Origin of the sequence: Nostoc sp. NMS2 (assembly GCF_017115105.1) — a bacterium.
GTDB lineage: Bacteria > Cyanobacteriota > Cyanobacteriia > Cyanobacteriales > Nostocaceae > Nostoc.
On record NZ_JABXKH010000034.1, the window covers coordinates 22,771 to 47,030 of the forward strand.

The 24,260-nt window shown below is 41.4% G+C and carries 20 protein-coding genes; 9 read left to right on the forward strand and 11 right to left on the reverse strand.

Annotation, left to right across the window (positions count from 1 at the left end; translation table 11 throughout):
- Window positions 1-27: 27 nt before the first annotated feature.
- Both ubiE and HWQ36_RS03605 read left to right on the forward strand, forming a co-directional pair.
- Window positions 28-741: a bifunctional demethylmenaquinone methyltransferase/2-methoxy-6-polyprenyl-1,4-benzoquinol methylase UbiE gene (gene ubiE / locus HWQ36_RS03600; RefSeq protein ID WP_292698171.1), complete on the forward strand. Its 714-nt coding sequence runs from the start codon at window positions 28-30 to the stop codon at window positions 739-741.
- 250 nt (window positions 742-991) lie between these two features.
- Window positions 992-2,227, forward strand: a complete 1,236-nt coding sequence (locus HWQ36_RS03605; protein ID WP_292698173.1) for a DUF445 family protein — start codon at window positions 992-994, stop codon at window positions 2,225-2,227.
- Between the two features lie 119 nt (window positions 2,228-2,346).
- Here the strand turns inward: HWQ36_RS03605 and HWQ36_RS03610 are convergent, their stop codons facing one another.
- Window positions 2,347-2,922, reverse strand: a complete 576-nt coding sequence (locus HWQ36_RS03610; RefSeq protein ID WP_292698175.1) for a Uma2 family endonuclease — start codon at window positions 2,920-2,922, stop codon at window positions 2,347-2,349.
- Window positions 2,923-3,346: 424 nt separating this feature from the next.
- On the opposite strand from HWQ36_RS03610, the gene HWQ36_RS03615 reads away from it, so the two are divergent.
- On the forward strand, window positions 3,347-7,387 hold the full coding sequence (locus HWQ36_RS03615; protein ID WP_292698177.1) for a DEAD/DEAH box helicase: 4,041 nt from the start codon (window positions 3,347-3,349) through the stop codon (window positions 7,385-7,387).
- Here the strand turns inward: HWQ36_RS03615 and HWQ36_RS03620 are convergent.
- A complete protein-coding gene (locus HWQ36_RS03620) occupies window positions 7,378-8,742 on the reverse strand; it encodes a cytochrome P450 (RefSeq protein WP_292698179.1) in 1,365 nt (454 codons plus the stop codon). The genes HWQ36_RS03615 and HWQ36_RS03620 overlap by 10 nt on opposite strands.
- A gap of 76 nt (window positions 8,743-8,818) precedes the next feature.
- On the reverse strand, window positions 8,819-9,772 hold the full coding sequence (locus HWQ36_RS03625) for a Rieske 2Fe-2S domain-containing protein (RefSeq protein ID WP_292698181.1): 954 nt from the start codon (window positions 9,770-9,772) through the stop codon (window positions 8,819-8,821).
- A gap of 333 nt (window positions 9,773-10,105) precedes the next feature.
- Here HWQ36_RS03625 and HWQ36_RS03630 point away from each other — a divergent pair, with 333 nt between their 5' ends.
- From HWQ36_RS03630 to HWQ36_RS03640, 3 genes are all read left to right on the forward strand, one after another.
- On the forward strand, window positions 10,106-10,762 hold the full coding sequence (locus HWQ36_RS03630; RefSeq protein WP_292698183.1) for a TetR family transcriptional regulator: 657 nt from the start codon (window positions 10,106-10,108) through the stop codon (window positions 10,760-10,762).
- Window positions 10,763-10,914: 152 nt separating this feature from the next.
- Window positions 10,915-11,154: a hypothetical protein gene (locus HWQ36_RS03635; RefSeq protein ID WP_292698185.1), complete on the forward strand. Its 240-nt coding sequence runs from the start codon at window positions 10,915-10,917 to the stop codon at window positions 11,152-11,154.
- Window positions 11,151-11,285, forward strand: coding sequence for a hypothetical protein (locus HWQ36_RS03640; RefSeq protein WP_292698187.1), 135 nt, complete (start codon window positions 11,151-11,153; stop codon window positions 11,283-11,285). Before HWQ36_RS03635 ends, HWQ36_RS03640 begins: the two co-directional genes overlap by 4 nt.
- Before the next feature lie 351 nt (window positions 11,286-11,636).
- Here HWQ36_RS03640 and HWQ36_RS03645 read toward each other — a convergent pair whose 3' ends face one another.
- Window positions 11,637-12,023 (reverse strand): hypothetical protein, encoded by a 387-nt coding sequence (locus tag HWQ36_RS03645; protein ID WP_292698189.1) that lies wholly within the window; start codon window positions 12,021-12,023, stop codon window positions 11,637-11,639.
- A 6-nt stretch (window positions 12,024-12,029) separates the two neighbouring features.
- Window positions 12,030-12,230, reverse strand: a complete 201-nt coding sequence (locus HWQ36_RS03650) for a hypothetical protein (protein WP_292698190.1) — start codon at window positions 12,228-12,230, stop codon at window positions 12,030-12,032.
- 663 nt (window positions 12,231-12,893) lie between these two features.
- Here HWQ36_RS03650 and HWQ36_RS03655 point away from each other — a divergent pair.
- Window positions 12,894-13,106, forward strand: a complete 213-nt coding sequence (locus HWQ36_RS03655) for a hypothetical protein (RefSeq protein ID WP_292698192.1) — start codon at window positions 12,894-12,896, stop codon at window positions 13,104-13,106.
- A 273-nt stretch (window positions 13,107-13,379) separates the two neighbouring features.
- On the opposite strand, the gene HWQ36_RS03660 is transcribed toward HWQ36_RS03655, so the two are convergent.
- From HWQ36_RS03660 to topA, 5 genes are all read right to left on the reverse strand, one after another.
- The gene (locus tag HWQ36_RS03660; protein WP_292698194.1) at window positions 13,380-16,079 is read right to left on the reverse strand and encodes an HD family phosphohydrolase; all 2,700 of its coding nucleotides are present in this window, start codon (window positions 16,077-16,079) and stop codon (window positions 13,380-13,382) included.
- A gap of 423 nt (window positions 16,080-16,502) precedes the next feature.
- Entirely contained in the window at window positions 16,503-17,441 is a 939-nt protein-coding gene (locus HWQ36_RS03665) for an ADP-ribosylglycohydrolase family protein (protein ID WP_292698196.1), read from the reverse strand.
- 86 nt (window positions 17,442-17,527) lie between these two features.
- Window positions 17,528-18,022, reverse strand: a complete 495-nt coding sequence (gene aroQ, locus HWQ36_RS03670) for a type II 3-dehydroquinate dehydratase (RefSeq protein ID WP_292698198.1) — start codon at window positions 18,020-18,022, stop codon at window positions 17,528-17,530.
- Window positions 17,997-18,137, reverse strand: a complete 141-nt coding sequence (locus HWQ36_RS03675) for a hypothetical protein (RefSeq protein ID WP_012410890.1) — start codon at window positions 18,135-18,137, stop codon at window positions 17,997-17,999. The genes aroQ and HWQ36_RS03675 overlap by 26 nt, the downstream gene beginning before the upstream one ends.
- A 492-nt stretch (window positions 18,138-18,629) precedes the next feature.
- On the reverse strand, window positions 18,630-21,278 hold the full coding sequence (topA, locus tag HWQ36_RS03680) for a type I DNA topoisomerase (RefSeq protein ID WP_292698201.1): 2,649 nt from the start codon (window positions 21,276-21,278) through the stop codon (window positions 18,630-18,632).
- 443 nt (window positions 21,279-21,721) lie between these two features.
- Between topA and HWQ36_RS03685 the strand changes: the two genes are divergently transcribed.
- Both HWQ36_RS03685 and HWQ36_RS03690 read left to right on the forward strand, forming a co-directional pair.
- Complete coding sequence (locus HWQ36_RS03685) at window positions 21,722-22,015, forward strand: hypothetical protein (RefSeq protein ID WP_292698203.1); 294 nt, start codon at window positions 21,722-21,724, stop codon at window positions 22,013-22,015.
- On the forward strand, window positions 22,002-22,598 hold the full coding sequence (locus tag HWQ36_RS03690; protein WP_292698205.1) for a DUF6745 domain-containing protein: 597 nt from the start codon (window positions 22,002-22,004) through the stop codon (window positions 22,596-22,598). Before HWQ36_RS03685 ends, HWQ36_RS03690 begins: the two co-directional genes overlap by 14 nt.
- A gap of 327 nt (window positions 22,599-22,925) precedes the next feature.
- Here the strand turns inward: HWQ36_RS03690 and HWQ36_RS03695 are convergent, their stop codons facing one another.
- Window positions 22,926-24,245 carry a response regulator gene (locus HWQ36_RS03695; RefSeq protein ID WP_292698207.1) on the reverse strand — a complete coding sequence of 440 codons (1,320 nt, stop codon included), beginning with the start codon at window positions 24,243-24,245 and terminating at the stop codon, window positions 22,926-22,928.
- Window positions 24,246-24,260 lie beyond the last annotated feature (15 nt).

The window sequence follows — 24,260 nt, forward strand, 5'->3', positions numbered from 1 at the left end:
TGCCCCATACCCAATGCCTCATACCCAATGACTAACGAAGTTCAATCCATTTTTAACCGTATTGCTCCAGTTTATGACCAATTGAACGATTGGTTGAGTTTAGGACAGCATCGAATTTGGAAGGAAATGGCAGTTAAATGGAGTGCGGCTAAATCGGGTGATACTGCATTAGATTTGTGCTGCGGTAGTGGCGATCTAGCCTTACGTTTGGCAAGGCGCGTGGGAGCCACAGGACAGGTATATGGAGTGGATTTTTCCTGCAACCTGCTAGAAACTGCTAAAGAACGTTCCCAAAAGCAGTACCCTCAACCTGCGTTGGCTTTGCCCGCCGTAGGCATCGCCTGGGTAGAAGCCGATGTGCTAAATTTACCCTTTGACGACAACCAATTTGATGCTGCAACAATGGGCTATGGTTTAAGAAATGTTAAAGATATTCCCCGCAGTCTCCAAGAGTTATATCGTGTTTTGAAACCGGGTGCTAAAGCTGCAATTTTAGACTTTCATCGACCGAGCAATCCTCAGTTACGTGCCTTTCAGCAGTTGTATCTGGATAGTTTCGTGGTGCCAGTTGCCAATTATTTAGGGTTAAAAGAAGAATATGCTTACATCAGTCCCAGCTTAGACCGCTTTCCCATAGGCAAAGAGCAAATAGAGTTAGCGCGTCAAGTTGGTTTTGCTGTTGCCACACACTACCCCATTGCGAACGGTATGATGGGAGTGCTGGTAGTCAGCAAATTTTAGATTTTAGATTTGGGATAGCGTGGCGTAAAGCCTTCTTCTACGAGAGACTTCGCCAACGTCATAGATTCGCTTATGGCGAGTCTGCGATCGTTTTTTGAATTGGGGACTGCGGAATAGGTAATATGGCTCATGGAAAATCGTTAGTAGTTAGTGGAAAAACAACTCGCAACTAATAACCGCCAATTACCAATCCCCAATCCCTAATTTCTAATCTAGAATTCAAAATCCAAAATCCAAAATCCAAAATCCTGTGGACTGGTCTCATCTTTGGCTTTATGTGTCTCCCCCGGTACTGGGTGGAATTATTGGCTATTTCACAAATGATATAGCCATCAAAATGTTGTTCCGTCCTTACCGAGCAATTTACATTGCTGGACGAAGAGTACCCTTCACCCCTGGCTTGATTCCCCGCAATCAGGAACGTCTGGCTCTGAACATTTCCAAGACTATTATGGGGTCACTGTTGACACCACAAGAATTGCAAAATTTGGCGCGGCGTTTGTTGCAAACAGAACGCGTGCAAGCAGCAATTCTCTGGTTATTGCGGCTGGCGATTGAACAAATCAAAACAGATAAAAACGAGAAAAGTGCCAAAATTGTGGCGGGAATTTTGCGGGATTTGCTAGGGGAATCCTTACCACGGTTACTCAAGGTTTTAGCGCGACGTGAAGACTTTTTGGAAGCGCAGATAAATCAAATTTTTGACCAGATATTACTGGAATTCCAACTGAGTGAAGAACAAGCTACGCGGCTTGCTGATTGGTTGTTGGAAGCAGTTTTACCACCGGATCTGCTACGCCAAGCGATAGTTGATTTTTTGACCGATCGCACGATTCAAATTATTGATGAAGGGTTCCGCGAAAAAACCAGTGGTACTTATTGGGTAGTAGCAAATTTGTTTGGCTTACGTAATACTCTTACACGGCTACGAACTTTTTGCTTAGATGAGAAAGAAGCTACCAATAATCGCTTGCAGGAATTGACTCAAGATTTGCAAATACGCGATCGCATTCGGAAATTACTGCAAAATTTATCATTACAAAACTTGCCGATGGGTACAGTGCGCCAACTACGAAAGACCACCCGCGAAAGTGTCCGCCATTATCTGCAAAACAGTGGCAGCGATTTTTTACAAGGATTAACTGATTCTGTTGATTGGCAAAATATTGCTGTAGTGCTGCTGAATCGTCTTAGTGCTTCACCTGTTGTCAGTACTTCTTTAGAAGTGATGAGTCAAGAGTTGGCTATAATTTTAGACAAGTATTTGGAAAAAGATTTAGAAGTAATTGTGGCACAGGCGATTCCGATTTTATCGATAGATCAAGTGATCGTTGATCGGGTGAAATCAACTTCACCGGCTGATTTAGAAGCAGCTATCGAGGGAATTGTCAAAAATGAATTGCAAGCGATTGTGAATTTAGGTGGTGTTTTAGGTTTTGTTATCGGCTTATTGCAGACAGTATTTTTAGTATTAAGTCAATATTAATTTTTTTACCAGACCATAGCTGCAAGTTGTCCAAATTCTGAAATGAGTGAAATTGAGCGATGTCTACGACGGGCTACGCCTACGCCTTTTGAGAAGATATGTGAGTAAAAAGCGATCGCTTAACTCAAAATCTGTGCTAAATCTAGCACAAACCCAGGCAATACATCTTCTCCTGATAAGCTAGTAGGCGATTGTAAAACCTCGACATCCTGTCTTGGGCGGTAAATTTCCACCTGTTGGTTTTGCGGATCAATCAGCCATCCTAAACGCACACCGTTGTCAATGTACTCCTGCATTTTTTGTTGCACAGTCTTTAAGCTGTCTGAAGCAGAGCGTAATTCTACCGCAAAATCGGGAGCGAGCGGGAGGAATTTAGCAGGGTCAGGATTCAGGGCTTCTAATCGCTCCCGGCTCACCCAGGATGCATCAGGAGAGCGATTTGCACCATTGGGGAGTTTGAAACCCGTTGAGGAGTCAAAAGCCAAACCAGTGCCATCAGCGTCAGCCCAATTACCTAAACGCTGTGTCAGTCTACTATTTCGATTTCCACTTTCCCATCCAGTTGGTGGCATGATAATTAATTCTCCCTCTGCCGTGCGCTCAAGTCGCAAATCTCGATTATTTTGACACAGTTGGAAGAACTGCTCATCTGTTAGTTCAATGGTGGGGCTGAGGTTCAGAATCAGGGCAGTCATAGTTGCCTCTCAATCTTTCTAACTGTAGCGTAGCATTTGATTTACATACTAGGTTAACCATCTAACAATTACCATACTTACTAGAAAGCTATTTCCAATCATGTAGAAATTTGTTTCACTGTTATCTGTCTGATAAGAGCAGATGAGAGTTGATGTTTTTTCTCTCAGCTTCTACTAGCAGGATGCTGTATTCAATCACACCCTCTTATTGTTTTATTGACTTAGCAAATTTAGTCTAAATTTCCGAACCTGTCCTCGCCCAAAAGTAAAACAGAGTAAGCGTTATAGCTCTCGTTCATGCTTATGGCATCATTTTGCTATGCTATTAATTTTCTAGTATTAAATTTTACATATAGTTTAAAATTATTTTAGTTCAAGGCTTATATTTATTGTAAATCTGATTAATATTTAGAGAGTATATTAAATGAAAGAAAGACAAAAAATCACTAGATTTAACGGAATATCAAAGTGGTTATCTAACTCAGTTAGCGAATCTGAAGATAAGCGGTACACACATCGTCTGCTCAGAGAAGATAAAAGCCAACGAGATATAATTCTCAATGAATTAATATTAATCGTTCAAAAAGCTCATGATGATGCTCGATATCGCCTTCGTAAGTTAGCAGGAAATTCTCTCGCTCCATTTGGGGAATTTTCAGAAAGCGATCCCAGCCAAGGTTATCCTGAACGTCTTCATATCCAGACTCTTAAAGGTTTTTTTGGAGAGATATTTGCAGGAATTATTGTTGAAAACTTTTCTCCTTTTGAACATGATGACTGGGAAGTTCCTGCTTTCCTTTTTCGATTCCATCCAGTTGTGTTTCAGCATTTAGAATTTATAAATCAAACTGGAGAAAGTGCAAAGAACCAACCTGGACGCACAGGTGATGATTGTCTTGCTTTTCGGCGTAATATTGAAGGAGAAATAATTGATTATTTGGCTTGTGAAGCTAAATGCACAGCGAAACATGATCCGCATATGATATTTGAGGCACATAAAAAAGCAAGTGCAGCAAATATAAAGTCAGTTGACATTTTACAACTAATAGAAATTCTACTAGATTATAATGATTCTTTTTCATCAGAATGGGTTGATGCTCTAAGACTTTTACGACAAGGAAAAACTAACCAAATTTATAAACGCTACGATTTAGTTAGTTATATCTGTGGTCAACATCCTGTCAATAAGCAAACCTGGATATCTAGCGAAACAGCGCATGAAAAATATATAGGAGGGAGAAGACTTGAAGCGGTTGAAATTCACCTGTATGAAGTTGAAAAGCTTATTACAACAGTTTACAGTCATCGGACAATTGTTGAAGTTTCAACACAGGTTCATAACCCAACAATCCAACAACCAGATGATGCAGAGTTTGCTTTTGTAACCTCTGATGTCATAGTAGAAGAGGAAGTTCTGCAAAATGAGATGACTCAACCAAGTAAAGAAGTCATTGCTTTAGCGGCAGAACTACAAAATAGTTTGGCAGGTAACAAACTAACACCAGCAATTGCAAAACTTTATAGCCAACATACCAGACTTCGCGCAGGAGAAGATGGGTTAACTGGGTGGCGAGAAGATGAAGCAGGTGAAAGATTAAATGATGCCATGCGCCTTATTGAGGCTGCATTTATCCAGCGAGAAGCTGGAGATACTAACTGGCGTAATGGAATGCTACGGGCTGGTGAGTTATTTGAATGGCTATCTCATCCCCAACTAAACCCGGATATTTTACCAATTCGTTTGCTTGCAGCAGCTGTGTATGAACTTGCTGGTTATCCTGCTAGGGCTGCGGGTTTACTCAATGAAGATATAAGTGAGGGAGTAGAGTCAGAAATTCTACGTTCTTTGTTAAAAGCTGATTTTCCTAGTTTATTGCAACGACTGACAGAATATTGGGCAACTGCAACATCATCAAATTTCCAAACTGAAACAAGTCTTCTTTGGGATGATACTGATACAGATGCTGACAGATTTAACAAGTTGATTGTTAAAGAAACTGCTAGCTCTTTAGGAATTTTATGTGCAAAAATGCGCTGGGGAAATGAACCAAGATTACAAAGAGCTATTGAAAAGCTTTCTGATATTGCTAAGGTGCTTCTTCATGGACATGACACTTATTCTTGGCTTTTAGGAAAATTGTGCGCTGAAGTTACGTCTGTATATATACAAACTTCTCTACGACACCATCTAGAATTGCTTTCTCAGATGATTACTCCAAATGGTAGAAATTTCTTAGAACGTTATTTACGTCAAAGTTATCAAAAGTGTAAAGCTTTAGCATGGCGTTCTCAAATTTGTGGAATCGAACGACTAGCAACAGCAGAATCATTTGCGCTCTGTACCCCTACAGGTTCAGGAAAAACAACAATAGCTGAAATTGCAATTCTACAAAGCTTGTTCTTGGGAACAACAAATCCTAACAATTTTAGTAGTTCGGCTCCTTTAGTAATTTACTTAGAATTTCAAGAAGGTGGTCAAGCTGACACACCTTTTATTCCAAATCCTTTTCCGACATATCCTCCTGTGCCAAAAGGGAAAAAAGAAGGAGTTGAAAAAAGGTTACGCCCTTATCTTTTCTGGGCAGCTATGCACTTAGCTGCACCAGATGAAAAAGGACAAAGGCGTGCTGTTCTTATTTCAGTTACACAGTACCCCGGCGGTTATGCTGAAGACTTTCTGAATTTTTTAAAAATATGTTCGCAAATAGAAATACCTTCATTTTTTCAAGAACCTATAGAGCCAGAAAAACTTGAGATTTGGCGAAAATGTTTACGTTCATGTGAAGATTATTTCGGTACTAAATCCCGTGAGTATAAGCTGTTAGAGAAAGGAATTATAGTACATCATGGAAAAATGCCAGGTTTGATGGCTCGATTACTTATCGATGTCATAGATAAAAAAATTGTACATTTAGTTTTAGCAACATCAACTCTTTCCGAAGGGGTTAATCTTCCTTTTGAAACAGTATTAATTCCAAGTTTAAGACGTGGTACAGGAGAACTAAATATTCGTGAGTTTGGTAATTTAGTTGGCCGTTCTGGAAGACCTGGATTTGGCACAGAAGGACGTAGTTTAGTATTACTTAGTAATCCATCGACAGATTGGAGCGACAAAGAAGCACGTAAAAGATACTTATCTTTGATAGGAGAATTAGAGAATCAAACACAGGCAATTAACCCAAATGCAAATCCTCTAAGTCCTCTAGCAGAATTGCTGCTACGTTTGGAAGAACAATGGCAGTTAATTTTTATTTATAATAGACAGGATAATTTTTTAAACTGGCTGGAAAAAACTGCACCGCTTAACCCAGGTAATAATCTTTCTGATGCACAATTATCAGCTATTGAAACTCTCGATTCGCTGGATAGTATTTTATTGTCTGCCATTGTCGAAATTGAACAGCTAGAAGCTAAAGATTTAAGCCCTAATGAATTGGAGGAGCATCTGCAAAAAATTTGGCAACGAAGCTTTGCTCATTACGCTAGCCGCGAACAAGAAAGATTAGAAAGTTTATTTATCAGGCGAGGTAGGGCACTAAAAATAGAAATTTATAAAGATTTGTCACAGCGTCGGCGCTTGTATCGCACAAGTTTACCACCACGTGATGGAAATCAGCTTTTAACTCTCTATCCTAGACTTAAAGAACAATTAGCAGTGGGTGGAGATTATGCTATTTGGACAGTAGAAGAACGCTTTAATTATATTCAAAATATAGTTAGTAATTTAAGCAGTCTGTCCAAATTCAGACTTAGTGACTCATCAATAAATGTTTCTTGGAATGAAATATTGCGCTGGTGGCTTGACCCTACTAAAGCAATTAAACAACCAAAACCAACTCAAATTTCAAAATGGCATTCATACATTAGCCAAAATTTTGGATATCGATTTAACTGGGGGTTAGGAAGTGTTATTGCACTAGCAATAGATGAAGCTTTTGGTGGCGAGTTAGTTGAATCATCATTGGAAAACTGGTCACAAACTGGGCTACCTTGGATTGTTTTCTGGATGAAAGAACTTATTGTATGGGGAACTTTAGACCCAGTAGCCGCATACTTGCTTGCTAAAGCAGAAGATGTAACAACTCGTAAACAAGCTGAAGAATTAGCGCAAACTTACTATCACTACATTAGCGAAAGAGAATCGGAACCAAATGAACATCTTAATGCAGTAAATATTAAAAATTGGGTAGAACAATCATTTTCTAGTGTTGAACGACATTTACCAACTCCCAAACCTCCGAACCGAATTAATGTCAGTTTGCTGAAAGATTTTAGTAAGGCTCCAAGTAAAAATTGGAGAGTAGTACCAGTAGAAATTGGAGATGATATTCAATGGTTTGATTTAGCAGGATTTCCACTCGCAATTTGCCAAAAACCTGAAAAGTGGCAGTCTGATTTTCTAAATACCTATGACTTCATGCTAGATGCGGAAAATCGATTTGTTTCATCAAAGATTTATGTTTGACTCTGCGAAGGATGTTTTGTCACCAAAGGCTGAATATATGCTTGTAGAGTGTGTTTAACTTTGGAAGGCTGACGAACTGGAGCGATCGCAGAATAATCAGGTTTTACTGTCCAGTCGTAATGGCGAAGCAGTGTGGAAAGCACGATTTTCATTTCCATTTGGGCAAATTCCATGCCTAAACAACTGTGCGAACCATAACCAAAACCCATTAGTGCTAAGGGATGTTTCTTATCTTCTTCACGAGGTGGTGCAAAGCGATCGGGGTCGAAGCGATCGGGTTCGGTGTACAGTTCTGGTAAACGGTGAGTCAGCATCGGCGAAATAGTCACAAACCAACCTGCTGGGATGCGATAGCCTGCATACTCAATATCCTTGAGGACTCCACGATTATAGGCATACACTGGCGGATAGAGTCTTTCTGCTTCTTTTAGCACATTGGTTAACTGTGGAAGTTGTTTGAGATGAGACAGGCTAAGAGAATTATCTCCCACAACAGCTAATTGTTCTTGGCGCAGTCGCTCTCGCCATTCTGGATGATTACCTAATTCAAATATTACCCAAGTCAGTAATGAAGCTGTTGTCTCATGTCCAGCAAATAACAATAATAATGCCTCGTTGATTACCTGTGTTTCGCTCAACTTATTACCGTCTTCATCAACAGCAGCTAAGAGCAATCCTAAAACATCTTTTGATTCCTCTAAGTTACCCTGCTCGATACGCTGGGCGATCGCTTCACGCAAGAAAGCTACTAACTTACCCCTAGCATTTTGACCCCGACCATATAAAGTAAAAGGGACATTCCATTTTAATATCGCCATACTGCTATCTAGCAGTTGGGTAAACCACTGACTGGTTTGCTCAACTTCACTCTTGTTCTGACTTCCCAAAAATAGGCGAGTTGCAACCATCAGGGTAAGCCGACGGAAACTAGAATTTAAGGAAATCGTTTCCCGTTCTCCCCAATCTTTGAGGAAGTCTTGCACAATATTTTGGATGGTATCGAAGTATGTAGCGATCGCTTTTCCGTGAAATGCTGGATACATTAAGCGACGAGTTAACCGATGTTCTTCGCCATCTTGTAATAAAATATTATTGCCAAATGTTGATTCTAGAAAATACCACCCTATCCGCGACGACATATTTTCCGCTTGTTCCACCAGCACCAGCCGATTAGCATCAGGGCCAATTAAATAAGCACGTTTACGTCCCAGGACGCTTGTCTTAAAAACTGAGCCATGCTGCTGGAATCTTCGCCATATATACAGTTCCAAATCCCGAAATATTTCTAAAGTCTCCCCCAAGATGGGCAAGCCATAGCTACCAGGCATTGACTCGGCGGATTTTAGCTGCCGCATATTTAACTACCTCCAGCAGTCATTAGCTACAGTATCTACTTAATTGTAAAGCGCAGTTAGACTTTGTAAATCCAAATTACCAATCACGGTAGAGTTTTTCTGCGTAGAACATAATCTCTTCATTTGGCAATCTAATTTTTGGTTTTTGCCGAGGATACAAACTTTCAACTGCACCTGTATCTTGTTTAATGACTGTGGCTGCTGTTTTTAAAACGGAATTTTTAAACACAAATTTCATCAAAGGATTTACTACTTTGGCATACATCAAAATAAACGTCTTGGTGATTTTTTCTGTTTCCGGGTAGAGAATATGGATTTGAGCAATGTCACCAATCGGTGTTTTAGCAAAAAAAGCTGTAGTTGAAGGAAAAGCGTATTCAAGTGTGTTACTGAGATTTTTTGGGAAAATCCCTAAAACGGGGTTTTTTATAATTTCTCCTATTGTATTATCATCTCTTCTCAAATCTTGTTTGACTATGGCATAGTATCCTTTTTCCTCAAAAGAACTAACATGACAGTATGTAATTTTAAATAGTTCTTTATGAGTTCCATTTTGGTGGTTATAGTCATAGTTAACCATCAGGTTACTCAAAAATTTACCCTGAATACTTTTATCCCCAGTTACTCCGAGAAACTCGTATTCATCAACAATTTTTTGATGCAAATCGGGGATAGGCAATCTTGGCTTAAATCCGGCATAAGTCCAGATGCAATCATTGCTAATAATTAGCTCTAATGGTTTGGTAATAGGTTGATTTTCTTTTTTCTCTCCTTGCTGTAGTCTGCCTTGTCCATCAAATTCTAGTGCATGAAAAGGGCAAGTAATAGTATCTCTCTCTTGACAAACCCAGCCCTCTGATAAAGGTGCTTGCATGTGGGGGCAGATGTTATCAAGAGCAAATATTTCGCCTTTTTGGTTTTGCCAAATGACATAATCCTGTCCGTTTAAAGTGATTTTATTAGGTTTATTCACTCCTAATATAGATTTGTGCGCGATTAACCAAGGCGCACCTGGTAAAATTGGTTCCATTTTTCCTCCAAAATATTGATAATTTATTTAAAAATTGGTAGATGTGTTAGCAAAAGGTAACGAAATCTTGAAACTTAAAAGTTGTAGACAAGCTGATATTACCTGTCCTACATCACTCTTTTTAATGTCAATTGGGATAATTAAAGTCTTGTCTGCAATGGACGAACTAATACTACCGAGCATTTACTCGGCTAACTTCGGCTACTGCATGGATGAGTTATATAATTAACTAATTTTTTAGTTAATAGATATTAATGTAATAAATTTCATCTTCTATGTCAACTACTAACCAATTTTTTAGTTAATATATTTTCGTTATGATGATGGAGCAACGTGGGTCGTTCAACGCAGTCAAAATTCTCATCGAAAAAGCCGCGCCAGGTGCGCGATGCAGAGGCGACGAAAAGGCAGATTCTCGATGCGGCGGAAGCGGAGTTTGCCAGAAATGGACTTCAAGGGGCGCGGACAGGAGCGATCGCTAGAGGTGCAGGTGTCACCACAGCGATGATTTACTACTACTTCCAGAGCAAAGAAGGGCTATATCAAGCTGTTCTGCAACGTCCGGCGGTGGAGATGCACGAAGGGTTGGGGCAGCTAAATCTGGATCGGTTTCCACCAGAGGAAGCCTTGAAGCTGCTTGTTAAGGAAGCGATCGCTTATGAAGCTGCTCACCCGCACAGAGGAATGCTTTGGTTCCAAGAAGCAAACCAAAATCAGGGAAAGTATTTTAAACAGGGGAATTGGCAAGAAAATTTTAGTTATCTCACCAAAATTTTAGAGCGGGGGATGGCGGAAGGTTGTTTCCGTCAGATCGATCCATTTCTCACCACTCTGCATATTATTGGGGTTTGTAATTTATACTTCAACGCTTACGAAAACATCAAGCATACTAGACCTGATTTGCAACTACTGAGTCCAGAAATGATTGAGCAACATACTCAAGCAGCAGTTAATTTTATTTTGGCTGGTGTGCAACGGATTGGGAATTAGGGATTGAATATCGGGAAACGCGTAGGCGTAGCCCGCACTTCGGCTGCGCTCAGTGACCACCGTAGGCATCGCGTGCCAAAGCATCATAATAAAAAACTAGAGGAAGTAACTAACTTTCCTCTTTCTCTCCATTAAAAAACAGGAGTAGCAAGATGAATGCTCATAAAGTAGAAGCTGTTTTAAGTGAAGATGGAACTTTAATCCTGTGTGGCTTACCTTTTCATGCAGGAGATGCTGTGGAGGTAATTATTCTCGAAGTTAAAACTCCACAGCCTCAAGAAGCACTACCTAGCCAGTTAGAAAATAATCTTTATCCAATGCGCGGGAAACTACTCCGTTATGATGACCCAACAGAACCCGTCGCTTTGTCCGATTGGGAAGTTTTGCAATGATTATACTTGATACACATATCTGGGTTTGGTGGATTGACGATAACGAGCGATTAACTAAAAAATATCGGGAATATATAGAAGAATATCAATCTCAGGGTTTAGGAGTAATTGAGATTCGTAGGTTGGGTTGAGGCACGAAACCCAACAAATACGTTGGGTTTTGCTTCGCTCAACCCAACCTACAAAAAATGGCGAAGGTATTGATATATAGAAGAATATCAATCTCAGGGTTTAGGAGTAATTGAGATTATCGTAAAACTACACGGGAAAATTATTTACAAGTAAAAAGCAAAAATTAAGAAACGCTTGTGGTATCAAAATAGTAAGTGAGTCTCCACAAGCGTTTCTCTTTGGTAATACTGTGTAACACTTTTGCGCGATAATGGCTAGTGTTTTATGCGAACAAAGTAAGCTACAACGTAAAAATCCTGATTTGTTTTCTGGTTGTCACTGGTTAAGGCATATCCATTAGAAGAGATAACTTAATCATTGTCCTCTTCTCTAGAATTGCTCTTAGATAAAGCTACAGAATTGTAATAGAAACCCGTAACTGCTGTGGCTAATGGGCCTATTAACGAGTATAAAGTTTTAGCAGTATCATTGATTAAAGCTGATGATGTTTCAGATTTCTTTTGAACCTCCTCAATTGAAGAACTTGTTCCCCAGAGACTCTTTGATATGTAATTTATTGCAAAAGCGTGCCAAAATATTACTCCTATCAAAGTACCCCACAACATTAATGCTAACGTCCCTGCTAGATAAGTATTGAAATTTTGACGTTTATCAGCAGGACTAATATTGGTTGTTTTTTCACCAAACTGGGGAATGAGATTATTTAAAGAATCACTTGCTTTAGGAGTGTTGTCCATTAGTAATTACAAAATTACTAATGTTTGATCGCCACTTTTTTCATTTTTGAGTATTAGTGAATTTTCCTCATCTTCAGCATAAAGTGCAATAAGTTTTAACCCTTTTCGGATAACTTCAGACTCCGATGTGTTCATTTTTTCGGCTATTTCTTTCAGATACTCTGAATCTTTCTCACTCAAATTAACTCGAAATTTACGTGCTGACATAGTTACAATCTCCTTCTTACAAAGCCATGCAAGGATATAGGTAGACACACCATAAATGAGCAGTTGTTCACTGCCCATGCGGTAGTTAGATTAACTCTCGTCATCTAAAGCGTGAGTGCCATAAGCAGTAAAAAGCTAAATTATGACTATGAGAGTGGAGAAGATATAAAAGTGTCACCCAGAAGTTGCACAGTAGTATATATACTTGGTACAATAGTGTACCTGTTTATTATCCCTATAATAACCCCTAAAGAGAATTCTTTCAATATGTTCACAAAATGCTTATATTCTTTTTTATAAATCTTAACCAAATCTTTATATACTTGAGATGCGTTTTATACGCTTCTTTTGGGACGTGGTTTGATCTTTTCAAAACAAATTGTAACCCTTACTATATAAGATTTTTCTTATCTAGAATGAAGATAGTGCTTACGTAATATTAAATAAATATAAGACAAAAATTATACTTGTTTGTAGACATCACAGATCAATATTTATAAAAATTCAAGCCTTTTTTCTTCCTTCATAGTAAACAGAAAGAACTATCTTTAGAAATATTTTTTAATTAGCCGTCAAATATCTGCATAACTAGTTAGAATGACAATAGGACGCTTTTAGTCCCTTTTAAGGGTATCTCTATAGTACATAAGAAAGGGGGTTATTATGACTGCTAGTGTATGTTACAACACCAATAATGAATCAAGTGGCCCTCATGTGATGTTAGATGAAGAAACTTATAACGCAATTAAGTCTATTGCAAATAGATTGAATATTTCGCTTGATGAATTACTCGCACGAGTAATTGAATATCTTCGAGTTGAACAGGAGACAACTGAACACTTGGAAAGACAGCTGATTGAAATATTGGCTCGGTAGTGTTTGTATATTTTGACAATTTGATAATCATAAAAATTTCCTGGCATTGATATTTTAAATATTTTTTGTAAATTTGATTCAGGAAAATAGTGGCAATTACGTTGAATATTGCATCAATAGTATTGAATGTAACTTCAATTAATTATTATTTATGCTTTTATGAAAAAGCCCCTATAGTTAGTTATTGAGGGGCATTTTAATGCTAGTATATTTAAAGTTTTTATTAATTTAAAATAATTCGCGATCGCATCCTTAGTTAATATTTACAATTAATTACAAATTTCGCACAGCGTTACTAGCCTTCAACTTCGGATAAGCAATCCGTTTGTGATGAAATTGCTGCCAAACATCCACAAATATCTGAGCAATTTGTGACATCTCTTCCCGTTTTAGTCCTGAATCTACGAGTTGATTATCTTGCCATTTGGCACGCAGGATATTATTTAGCATTGTTAAAGCTTGTTCAGTGGAGACATCTTTAAACGATCGCTTCTCTCCCACACGCTTTGCTGAAGTCGATGCTTGCAGCGATCGCAGCGCCGCTTCGCAAGAATCTGCTAACATGACAATTCCGGTTTCCCGTGATTGGGGAATCGGCCCATCATAGCGAAAATCTGTGTCATCCACTGTTAAACTTGGATCTTCCTGAGCCATTTGCTGGGCTTGATGATGGAAATAGGCAATTAGCATCGTTCCCTGATGCTCTGGAATAAAAGCTTGAATCGCTGTCGGCAAAAGGTGTTTACGCGCCATCACTAACCCTTCTGTTACGTGCTTTTTGATAATCTCTGCACTCTTCCAAGGGTCTTTAATCTCTGTATCATGTTTATTTGGCCCCCCCATTTGATTTTCAATAAATCCAAGTGGGTCGTGCATTTTGCCAATATCGTGGTATAATGTCCCTGCCCTGACCAATTCAACATTGCATCCTAGTTCTTTGGCAGCAGCTTCGGCAAGAGTAGCTACAAATAGCGTGTGTTGAAAAGTTCCAGGAGTCTCTGTAGCGAGTCGTTTTAATAAGGGGCGGTTAGGGTTCGCCAACTCCGCTAAACGGATGGGAGTGACTAAATCGAAAACTTTTTCGAGATAAGGACTCAACCCTAAAGCTACAACACTCCAGCCTAAACCGGATAAAGCGAACAATCCGGCTTCTCGGAGGACGATATACCAGGTTGAACCAAATGCTTGACCAATTAAGATTTTAACAACCAGATAAATGCCGCCCTGAGTTAAAGCGATCGCAACCCCTAATAATGCCAATTCTTCACGCGATCGCAATCGTTGTGCTATGTAACTACCTAATATTGCCCCACCAGCACCAGCTAAAAGCGCACACTTGCTCATATCCAAGCTAACAGCTAATATCGGCAACAGCAGTCCAACAACTGTCAACCCTAAAGTGGGGCCGTAAAAGCTTCCCAACAATAAACCAAGGGCGCTCCAGGTGGTATAAGGTAATCCCATCGTTACCAATCCTGGCACACTCAGAGTTAGCAGTAACACCAATAGGCGATCGCGTTGTCGCAATTCGTAATCAATATGTCGTTCTACCCAGACAAAAATGCCAATGGCGATCGCTATCACGCCTCCTAACTTCACCAACCCCCGCCATTTTACCTCTCTGCGAACCAGGTGATAATGCTCTAGCACTTCTAAGTTCCATACAGTAATCTGCACTCCTTTTTTGACAATTACCTCACCATGCCGTACCTTCACCATCACAGGTGGCATTCCAGCAGCAGCCTTTTGAGCATTGTCTCTGGTTTGTTCTTCATCTTTTTGCAGATTCGGCTTGAGTACAGCGAGCAACAGGTTCTTTGCCAAAGCTTCGGCGGACTCTGGTACAAAGGACTGCAATTGTAAACTCACCGCATCCTGTAAGATATTTTTTGGTAGTCCCTGTGGGATGCCTTGGGTAAGAATCCGCTCTGCACTCTGATGGATTCCCATTTGTGTTTTTTCCCATTCCACATCTGACAAATCCAAAAGAAAGGATTCTTCGTATACTGCTTCTGGGGTAACAGTCTCTAACTGTAAAAGTTTGGTAGTCGCTTGAGTGTATCTTTGCCGTGTTTGGGAAATTTGGGCAATCAGTAAAGACAAGTTTTTCTCAGAAGTTGTGAGGCGGTAAGATTCTAATTCTGCAACTGCTTGAGTAAAATCAGTACTTTGAGAAAAATCAACTGGCTCTGTTTTCTGTGGTGTTGTGTGCGGTTGGCGTTCCTGATTGGGTGCAGCTATAGATGATGGACGGGATGAGGCGGTGTGTCCTGTTCCTTTCTTCTGGTGATTTTTACTATTTTCTACTGCTAATAGCAGTGCTTGCCATTCTGAATCATTACAAGAGCGGAGGTAACGCTGGGTAGAGATGGGCAAAACAGCAGGATCAAAAAAAGGAAAAGCTCCAGCAACAGCGCGAATTTCGTTGCCATCATCCAAAAGTTGTTGCAAATTTTCGTTGATTTGTTCGTTCATTCGCGCATCCAGCATCAACACTTGTAAGGAGGTTATACTGACGGCTTTGCGATCGGCTTCTGTTTTTTTCTGATCCTCTATTTTAGCTGTATAAGGTGCTGTAATGGTTTGGGGCGCGGGATGTCCTACTTGGAGTTGAGTTTGGTTATATAATTTTTGCCCAATAACGCCTGTAAGGGATAATACAGCGATCACTAAAATTCCCAAGGAACGCTGTTCATGTAGCCAATCTAAACAAACTGTATAAATATTACTCTTAGTTTTGACCGATTTTGCCTTCGACTGGAGCGCTATTTCTTGTTTTCGACGACAGCTTTTGTCATTGGTTTTTGATAAAAATAAGATTACATCCTTCAGGAAACTCCTTAGAAGTTGCCTTCTATCGCTTTTACTTTTGGGACTTCTCATTAACTTTCCTTTACGGCGTAGTCCTTTGTACTGTCGCCGCCAGTGAGTCAATTGCTGGGTTAAGAACTGCAAAAATTGCTGCATTTTCATTATCTCTGCCTGCAATTGCCTACTTTGATAGCTCAAAATAAGACAATCATCAGGGAAATTTGATCTGCTACTATTGCAACTACGGTGACAGAGGCTAATTAAAGCTGATTTGCCACAATAGCTACCGACAGAATCTGTTTGAGAGTTTGCTGAAAAGTTCTAGTATATAAGACTAAGTAGGTCGGCGCAATTAAAGCTAACTAGCAAAGGCTGTCATTTGTCACTTGTACTGAGCGACTTGTGCCGAGCGAAGTCGAGGTAAGCCGAAGTATTGGTCATTAGTAAAGGCTTTAAGCCTATTTACGTTTCGTAACATACTTGGGTTTTTTCGTGCAAACTTACTTAGTACACTATAGAAATGGGCAAAAGCCCCTTGTCTAGGCTTTTGTCTATTTAATTGAGATTTGTTCGGTGGAAATAAGATTAACGTGATCGAATAACGCGAGGAGCTGCGTAAACTGAAAGCAAAGCTACCTCACATCCCTCCTCTGTTAACTCTTTGGGATTTAGGGTATCATACACTCCTGACCACACCGCCACAAATGCATCGGTCAATTCTAACATTTGGGAAAAGCTAGTTAATCCCCATGCTGGAGAATTCCTTTGCAAGAGCAATTGCCAATTTACAGGAATTCCGCTTATACCGTTATATGCCCCTGATAAAGCACCAGTAATTGCACCTGTAGCTTGTAAGCTTAAGGATGTAGCATCTTGCACTTTAGAATTGCCATTGTGAGTAGCCTGCAAAACTGCCAGGCGAAAGTCTTCTAAGGTACTTAAAAAGCAGTAAAATGCCATAGCAATAGTGTTACTGAGTTTTTCTTCCCTAGCAAACTCAGCTTGCGCCCTTGACAATCCTGCCCCTTGCTCTAATAAATTCTGGACTTTTAATAATTTTTTTGGTATTGATGTCGGTGTTTCACCGAGAAAAGAAATTGTTTGTGGAATGAGAGTTAGAGGGTCGAGTTTTTCAGTTAGGGCAAGAGATATAGCATAAGCTACCGCTAGTGTTCCATCCCTTACTACTGGGTCATCTTCCCAGATTTTGAGTACAGGCAGCAAGTTTTGTCGCAGCTTAATCGGATTTTCGTGAAAAAAAAGTGCTACTGGTAGTGTGGCAATAATTATTTTTATCGATATATCATCAGTTGCTGCTAAATGAAGAGATTCTTTTTGCTGACGCGCTATCCAATCATCTAAATCTAATCTACCCAACTTAATTAAACTCTCAGTACCCAGAATCGCCATTCTGCCAAAATCTGGGTAACTCTGAGACTGTATTTTACCATCAGATGTTAAACTTCCCCCTAGAAATGCTCCGAGGAAAGTACCTCTAAACCGACTTGTAGGAGAGTAACGCATGAATTATATAGTTAAAAGTGAGGAGTTCATGAAATATTGCTAATTCCTAACTTTACTACCAACTACCAATTCCTAACTTCTAACTCCTAACTCTTTCTTAAATGATTTACCAGAGCTTGTAAGCCCAACAAGTAACTTTGAACACCAAAACCACTTATTTGCCCGATCGCAACTGGGGCGATGTACGAATGATGGCGAAAATCTTCCCGGCGGTAAATATTACTCAGATGTACTTCGACTGTGGGCAAGTTAACAGCCGCGATCGCATCTCGCAATGCCACACTTGTGTGAGTATATGCCCCGGCATTAATCAAAATTCCCTGATGTTGTCCTAATGCCCCATGAATAGTATCTACTAAAATTCCTTCATGATTTGATTGCAATGGAAAAACTTTCGCCTGTAACTTGAATCCTTCTTCTTCTAACAGGCGGTTAATTTCAGCCAGTGTCAACGAACCATAAATTCCTGGTTCTCGCTGTCCTAGCAAATTTAAGTTTGGCCCATGCAGTGCCAGAATGCTTAAGGGTTGCGATGTCGAGTTCAGCACTTTGGGTTTAGTGGCGACGACGCGAGCGATCATTTACAGGAATCGGAATCAGTTCCGGTTCCGGTTCAGCCTCTGGCCCTAACAGGCTCTCAATTAGCCTGCGTGCTAATTCCTTAAGCTTTTCCAGCACCTTTTCTATATAGTCCATGAACTGAATGCTCCTGAGATACTACCTCAAATTTTGATTAACGGGTACGCAGAAAGTGGCACATTATCGCACCTCTGGCTTCCAACTGGGCACAGACACAATCCCGTATTTGGGACATAAGCCACTTCTAAAATTTGGCGTTGTGTTCTCCCTTACTTTTTAGAGTATCACACTTGCAACCTACAGGACTGCATCCTATCAAGGATGAATATCAAGTTAAAGTTCGGACTTTGGACTCTTGACTACGAATTTTAGATTTCCGATTTTAGATTTTAGATTTATTTCGCCTCCAAGGGGGAGCCACTGCGGTGGACAGGTTCTCCGGTATAAAGCAAGTGGCATGGGGCAAGAACCCCAAAATTGCTTTTAATCCAAAATCCAAAACTTGTACTGAGCGACTTGTGCCGAGCCTGTCCTGAGCGTAGCCGAAGGGCGAAGTCGAGGTAAGTCGAAGTATCCAAAATCCAAAATCCAAAATTAGTTGACTTACAGTTAGCTTTCTGTGACTTTCTTTTTCGCAGTCGTCGTTGACTTAGCAGTTGATTTAGATTTGGAACTCGTTGATTTAGTCGTTTTGCGAGTCGATTTCGCTGTCGATGCCTTTGCTGCCAATAAGTTCAGCGCCTCAGTCAGGGTTATATCTTCTACAGTTTGACCTTCTGGGATACTCACATTAGTTTTGCCATGCTTGATGTAAGGACCATAAGGGCCATCGTAGATATTAATTGTTTCCCCGTCCTCTGGATGTGGACCCAATTCGCGCAAGGCTGCCTTGGACTTGCTGTTGGTGGAACTGCGCCCCTTTTTTGGTTCGGACAATAATTCCAATGCACGTTCTAGGCTAATTGTCAATACATTGTCAGCAGCTTTGAGGGAACGGTAATCTTTCCCTTCCTTACCCTGGTCGTGAACCACATAAGGGCCAAAGCGCCCCAAACTTGCTTGAATTTTGCCGCCAGTCACTGGATGAACTCCCAATGTCCGGGGTAGTGCCAACAGACCAACAGCCATTTCCAGAGTAACGGTTTCTGGGGTGACACCCTTGAGTAGGGAGGCTTGTTTCGGTTTGGGGTTTTCGTCGGTTTTATCACCCAATTGGACATAAGGCCCATAAGCACCGATTTTCACATAAATCGGTTCGCCAGTTTCGGGATGCCGACCTACCTGGTCAGGGCCTGTGGTTTTTTGTCGCAGCAATACTTCTACCTGTTTGGGGTCGAGGTCTGCTGGTGTCAGGTCTTTGGGAATTGAGGCGGTAATCACCCCCTCACCATTTGTAACTTCAATGTAGGGGCCATATTTACCAATACGGACTTTGGCATCTAGATTCTCCAGTTCTACAGTCCTAGCTTTGGTGGCATCAATTTGACTTTCCCGTTCTTTTACCAGGGTTTCCAGCCCTTTTTCACCCAGATAAAATTTCTGCAAGTATGGTAGCCATTTTGCTTCACCTGTAGCAATGTCATCAAGGGTTTGCTCCATCTTCGAGGTGAAACTGGGATCAACGATGTCTGGGAAATGTTTTTCCAGTAAATCGGTGACGGCGAAAGCGGTAAAGGTAGGAATGAGAGCGTTACTCACCAAATGGGCATAACCTTTGTCGATGATTGTGCCAATGATGCTGGCGTAGGTACTGGGACGACCGATACCTTCACTTTCTAAGGTTTTCACTAAAGTTGCTTCGGTGTATCTAGCTGGCGGTTGAGTTTCGTGTCCAACTGCTTCCAGTTCTGTACAATTCGGATGATCTCCCACTTTCAGATTCGGCAAAATTACTTCCTGGTCTTCCAGTGCTGCTTCTGGGTCATCTGAACCTTCGACGTAGGCACGTAAATATCCCGGAAATTCAATCCGTTTGCCAGAAGACCGGAATCCAGCATCCTCAACTTGCAATTGCACGGTAATTTGAGTTTGGCGAGAATCAGCCATTTGACAGGCAACAGTCCGCTTCCAAATCAAATCGTAAAGGGCAAGTTCTCGACCGCCCAAACCAGTTTCTTGGGGAGTGCGGAAGGTGCTACCTGCTGGACGAATTGCTTCGTGCGCTTCTTGTGCGCCTTTGGATTTGGTGGTGTATTGCCGGGGTTGGGGACTGAGGTATTGTTGACCGTAAAGCTTTTCTACAGAACTTCGAGCAGCTGCGATCGCTTGATCTGACAAATGCACCGAATCTGTCCGCATATAGGTAATATACCCTTGTTCGTACAAATTCTGGGCAACCCGCATCGTGTCGCGGGCTGAGAGGCGCAGTTTCCGGTTAGATTCTTGTTGCAGCGTCGAGGTGGTAAACGGTGGCGACGGTTTGCGCGTCACAGGGCGTTCCTCAATGTCGTTAACATTCCAGGTTTTCCCAGTTAGGCGTTCCTTGAGCGCTACCGCTTGTTCAACGTTTAGCAACAAGACATTGCGACCTGCGATAATTTCTCCAGTCGCTGCATCAAAATCGCTGCCGTTAGCAATTTTGGTTCCTGCCAATGTTACCAACTGGGCACCAAAGGGCATTTTTTCCTTTGACAAACTGGCTTTCAAATCCCAGTATGTACCCTCATGGAAAGCGCGGCGTTGGCGTTCCCTAGTGACTAAAAGTCGTACAGCTACAGATTGCACCCGCCCAGCAGATAATCCCCAGGCGATTTTTTTCCATAGCAGAGGAGACAGGGTATAGCCAACGAGCCGATCTAAAATCCGCCGCGTTTCTTGGGCGCGAACCAACTGCTCATCGATATTGCGGCAGTTTTTCAGAGCTTTTTTGATTGCCTCTTGGGTAATTTCGTGAAACACCATCCGCTTAGTCGGAACTTTCGGCTTCAGCAATTGGTATAAATGCCAACTAATGCTTTCACCTTCCCGGTCTTCGTCCGTTGCCAGAATCAGTTCATCGACATCTTTAAGGGCTTCTTTAAGCTGGGTGACAATTTTCTTTTTGTCTTTCGGGACAACATATACCGGTTCAAAGTCGGCGTCCACATTTACCCCTAGCTGCGCCCATGTTTCCCCCTTGACGGCAGCAGGAATTTCACTAGCCGACTGGGGTAAGTCACGCACATGACCCATAGACGCTTCCACCCGATAGCCTGCTGGCAAGTAGTTGCGAATGGTACGAGCTTTGGTTGGAGATTCGACGATGACGAGAGTTGACATGGAAATTTCAATAAAAAGAATAGCTACTAAGCTAAACAGTCAAATTGAGGTAATTTTTGCAAATTGTCAAGATAAAAGGTCGCGCTTAGGGCGGTGATTTAATCCTCACATAAACTGTCTGCTTGGGAGAAAACCCCTTGAACTTATGCCCCAGTCTGTTCCAAAGGATAGAGGAGGCTACGCTGGATGTGAATTTCCAGCTATTTCAATCTTTAACTTATCTAACGCATAATTGGCGACTACAGTTTTTAAATTTGGGAATGGGGAGTGGGGAATGGGGAAGATGAGGGAGATAAGGGAGCAGGGGGAGCAAGGGAAGAATAACTATTGAATTGATCTGCCCAATGCCCAATTCCCAATCCCTAAAAGCTTGTGCCAAAATTAAATCAAATTTGAAAGGAAAAGCGAAGTAGGGTTTGTACCCATGTCAGGAAAGCAAAACTATGCAACCAATTCGTCAAGGTGATGTTATCTTACTGCCTGTGCAGCAGGTTGAAGGAGAAAAAATACCTCATTTAACTTTGGCAGAAGGCGAAGTTACAGGTCATAAACATCGGATTACTGAGGGAAAGGCGAAATTATACGAGAAAGATAGCACACTCTATTTGCGTGTGTTTTCTGAGTCAGCATTGCTAGCTCATGAGGAGCATAAAGCTATTTCTATTCCTCAAGGTGACTGGATGGTGAAAATTCAAAGGGAATACGAACCTGAAGGTTGGCGATATGTCGCTGATTGAAAAGTTAACGCCTGAGCAAGAGGCTTTGATTCCAGTCTATCGAGAGAAGTGGCGAGCGATCGCGCTTTCAACTGAGCGGATTGATCGTGAAAAAGCTGCGGAAGCTGTAGATGATATTTGTATTATCTGCGATCGCCCCCTTCACCTGCGCTTCGACAATGAAAATCGCCTCCATGCTGAAGGTGAACCCGCCATTGAATTTACCGATGGATATAGCTTGTACTCATCCCACGGTGTAACCTTACCTGAAAAATACGGTAAAATCCACCCGCAGCAATGGCAATCTCAATGGCTTTTATTAGAGGAAAATGCCGAACTACGGCGAGTGCTAATTCAGGGTATCGGTTACGCTAGAATTTGCCAAGAACTACAAGCTATTGAATTAGATAGTTGGCAAGAATATACGCTACTAAAAATTGATGCTGATGTTGATGAAGAATCAATTTATTTATTAAAAATGATTTGCCCTAGCACAAGCTTTATTCACGCCTTGCGAGTTCCACCGAATATGAACTCAGCGCGTGAGGCGATTCGCTGGGTAATTTGGGGAATTGATTCAGAGGAATTTGGTGTGCAAACATAATTGCTGAAGAGACTTTCCCATTTAGAAATTGTTCAATAATCGCTACTTAATTTATTCATGGTTCAAAGAAATCCGCTTACTATATCAAGTTACCCATTAATAGTATTGGCGGTCTTCTCCCCATGCTTTTCCTCAATAGAGGCAGATCCTTCTTGCCCAGAAGTACTGTTGTCTTGGAAAAGTCCTCCACTTGGGGAAAGGCATCAAAACCTGCTGCCTGTATTGCTGGGGAATTAAACTCTCAAACTTTGTTAAAAAGTTCAACCCATCTTAGTTTCAGCCAAGCGCGGAAAATTTCCTCGGGTTGACATGGTGATGCCAAAATCTCTAAGCAATCTGACATGTTGCCTGTCCCACTGGAATCTGCACCACAAACTCGGTTCCTTGCCCGAAAGTAGAATCACAATCAATTTTGCCGCCGTGTTTCTGAGTGATAATTTGATGGCTGATGGACAGTCCCAATCCAGTGCCTTTGCCAATGGATTTAGTGGTGAAGAAGGGATCGAAGAGTTGAGAACGGATTTCTTCGCTGATACCGATGCCGTTATCGGCGATCGCGATCGTCACCCAGTTATTATGGGTAACGAAAGTGCGGATGGTAATTGTGGGATTAGACAATGTAGGTTTGTTCCCCATTCTCTCTGACCGATTTCCCATTTCGTCTTCTAGCGCATCAATGGCATTACTGAGAAGATTCATCACTACCTGGTTGAGTTGACTAGGGTAACATTCCACCATTGGCAGTTGTCCGTAGTCTTTGATGATTTGAATTGTGGGATGGTCAGAACTGGCTTTGAGACGGTGTTGCAAAATCACCAGAGTGCTGTCGATACCTGCGTGAATATCGACGGGTTTGAGTTCTGCTTCGTCTAGGCGGGAGAAGTTTCGCAGAGAGAGGACGAGTTGACGGATGCGATCGCTCCCCAGTTTGAGAGAATCGAGCAACTTAGGCAAGTCTTCCGCTAGATAATCCATATCCACCTTTTTCATCCAGGCTTGAATTTGAGGATGGGGTTGGGGATGGCATTCCCGGTATAATGAGACAAAGGTAATCAAGTTCTGGATGTATTCTTCGGCGGGTTCCAGGTTCCCAGAAATAAAGTTGATGGGATTATTAATTTCGTGTGCCACACCCGCAACCAATTGACCGAGGGACGACATCTTTTCGCTCTGCACCAGATGCACCTGTGTCTGTTTTAGATTGTCTAGCGCTTGAGAGAGTTCGATAGTACGTTGTTCGAGAATCTTTTGGGAATTACTCAGTTGCAGGTGTACCCGAATCCGTGCCAATGCCTCTTCGTGTTGGATGGGCTTGGTAATGTAATCTACTGCACCCAAGCTCAACCCTTTGACCTTATCCACTGTATCGGAGAGAGCGGTCATAAAAATGACGGGAATGTCGCGGTTGGCGGGTTCGGCTTTGAGTCGCTGACAGGTTTCAAACCCATCAATCCCTGGCATCATCACATCTAGCAGAATGATATCGGGATGGTAGGACTGGAGGCGTTGCAGGGCGGCTTCCCCACTTTTGGCGATCGCCACTCGGTAGCCGATCTCACTCAAGACATCAAATAAAACCTGAATATTGGTAGGGTTATCATCCACTACTAAAATGGTTCCGGCTGGGGCGGTGGTTTCAATGGACATAGATGAATTCCTTAA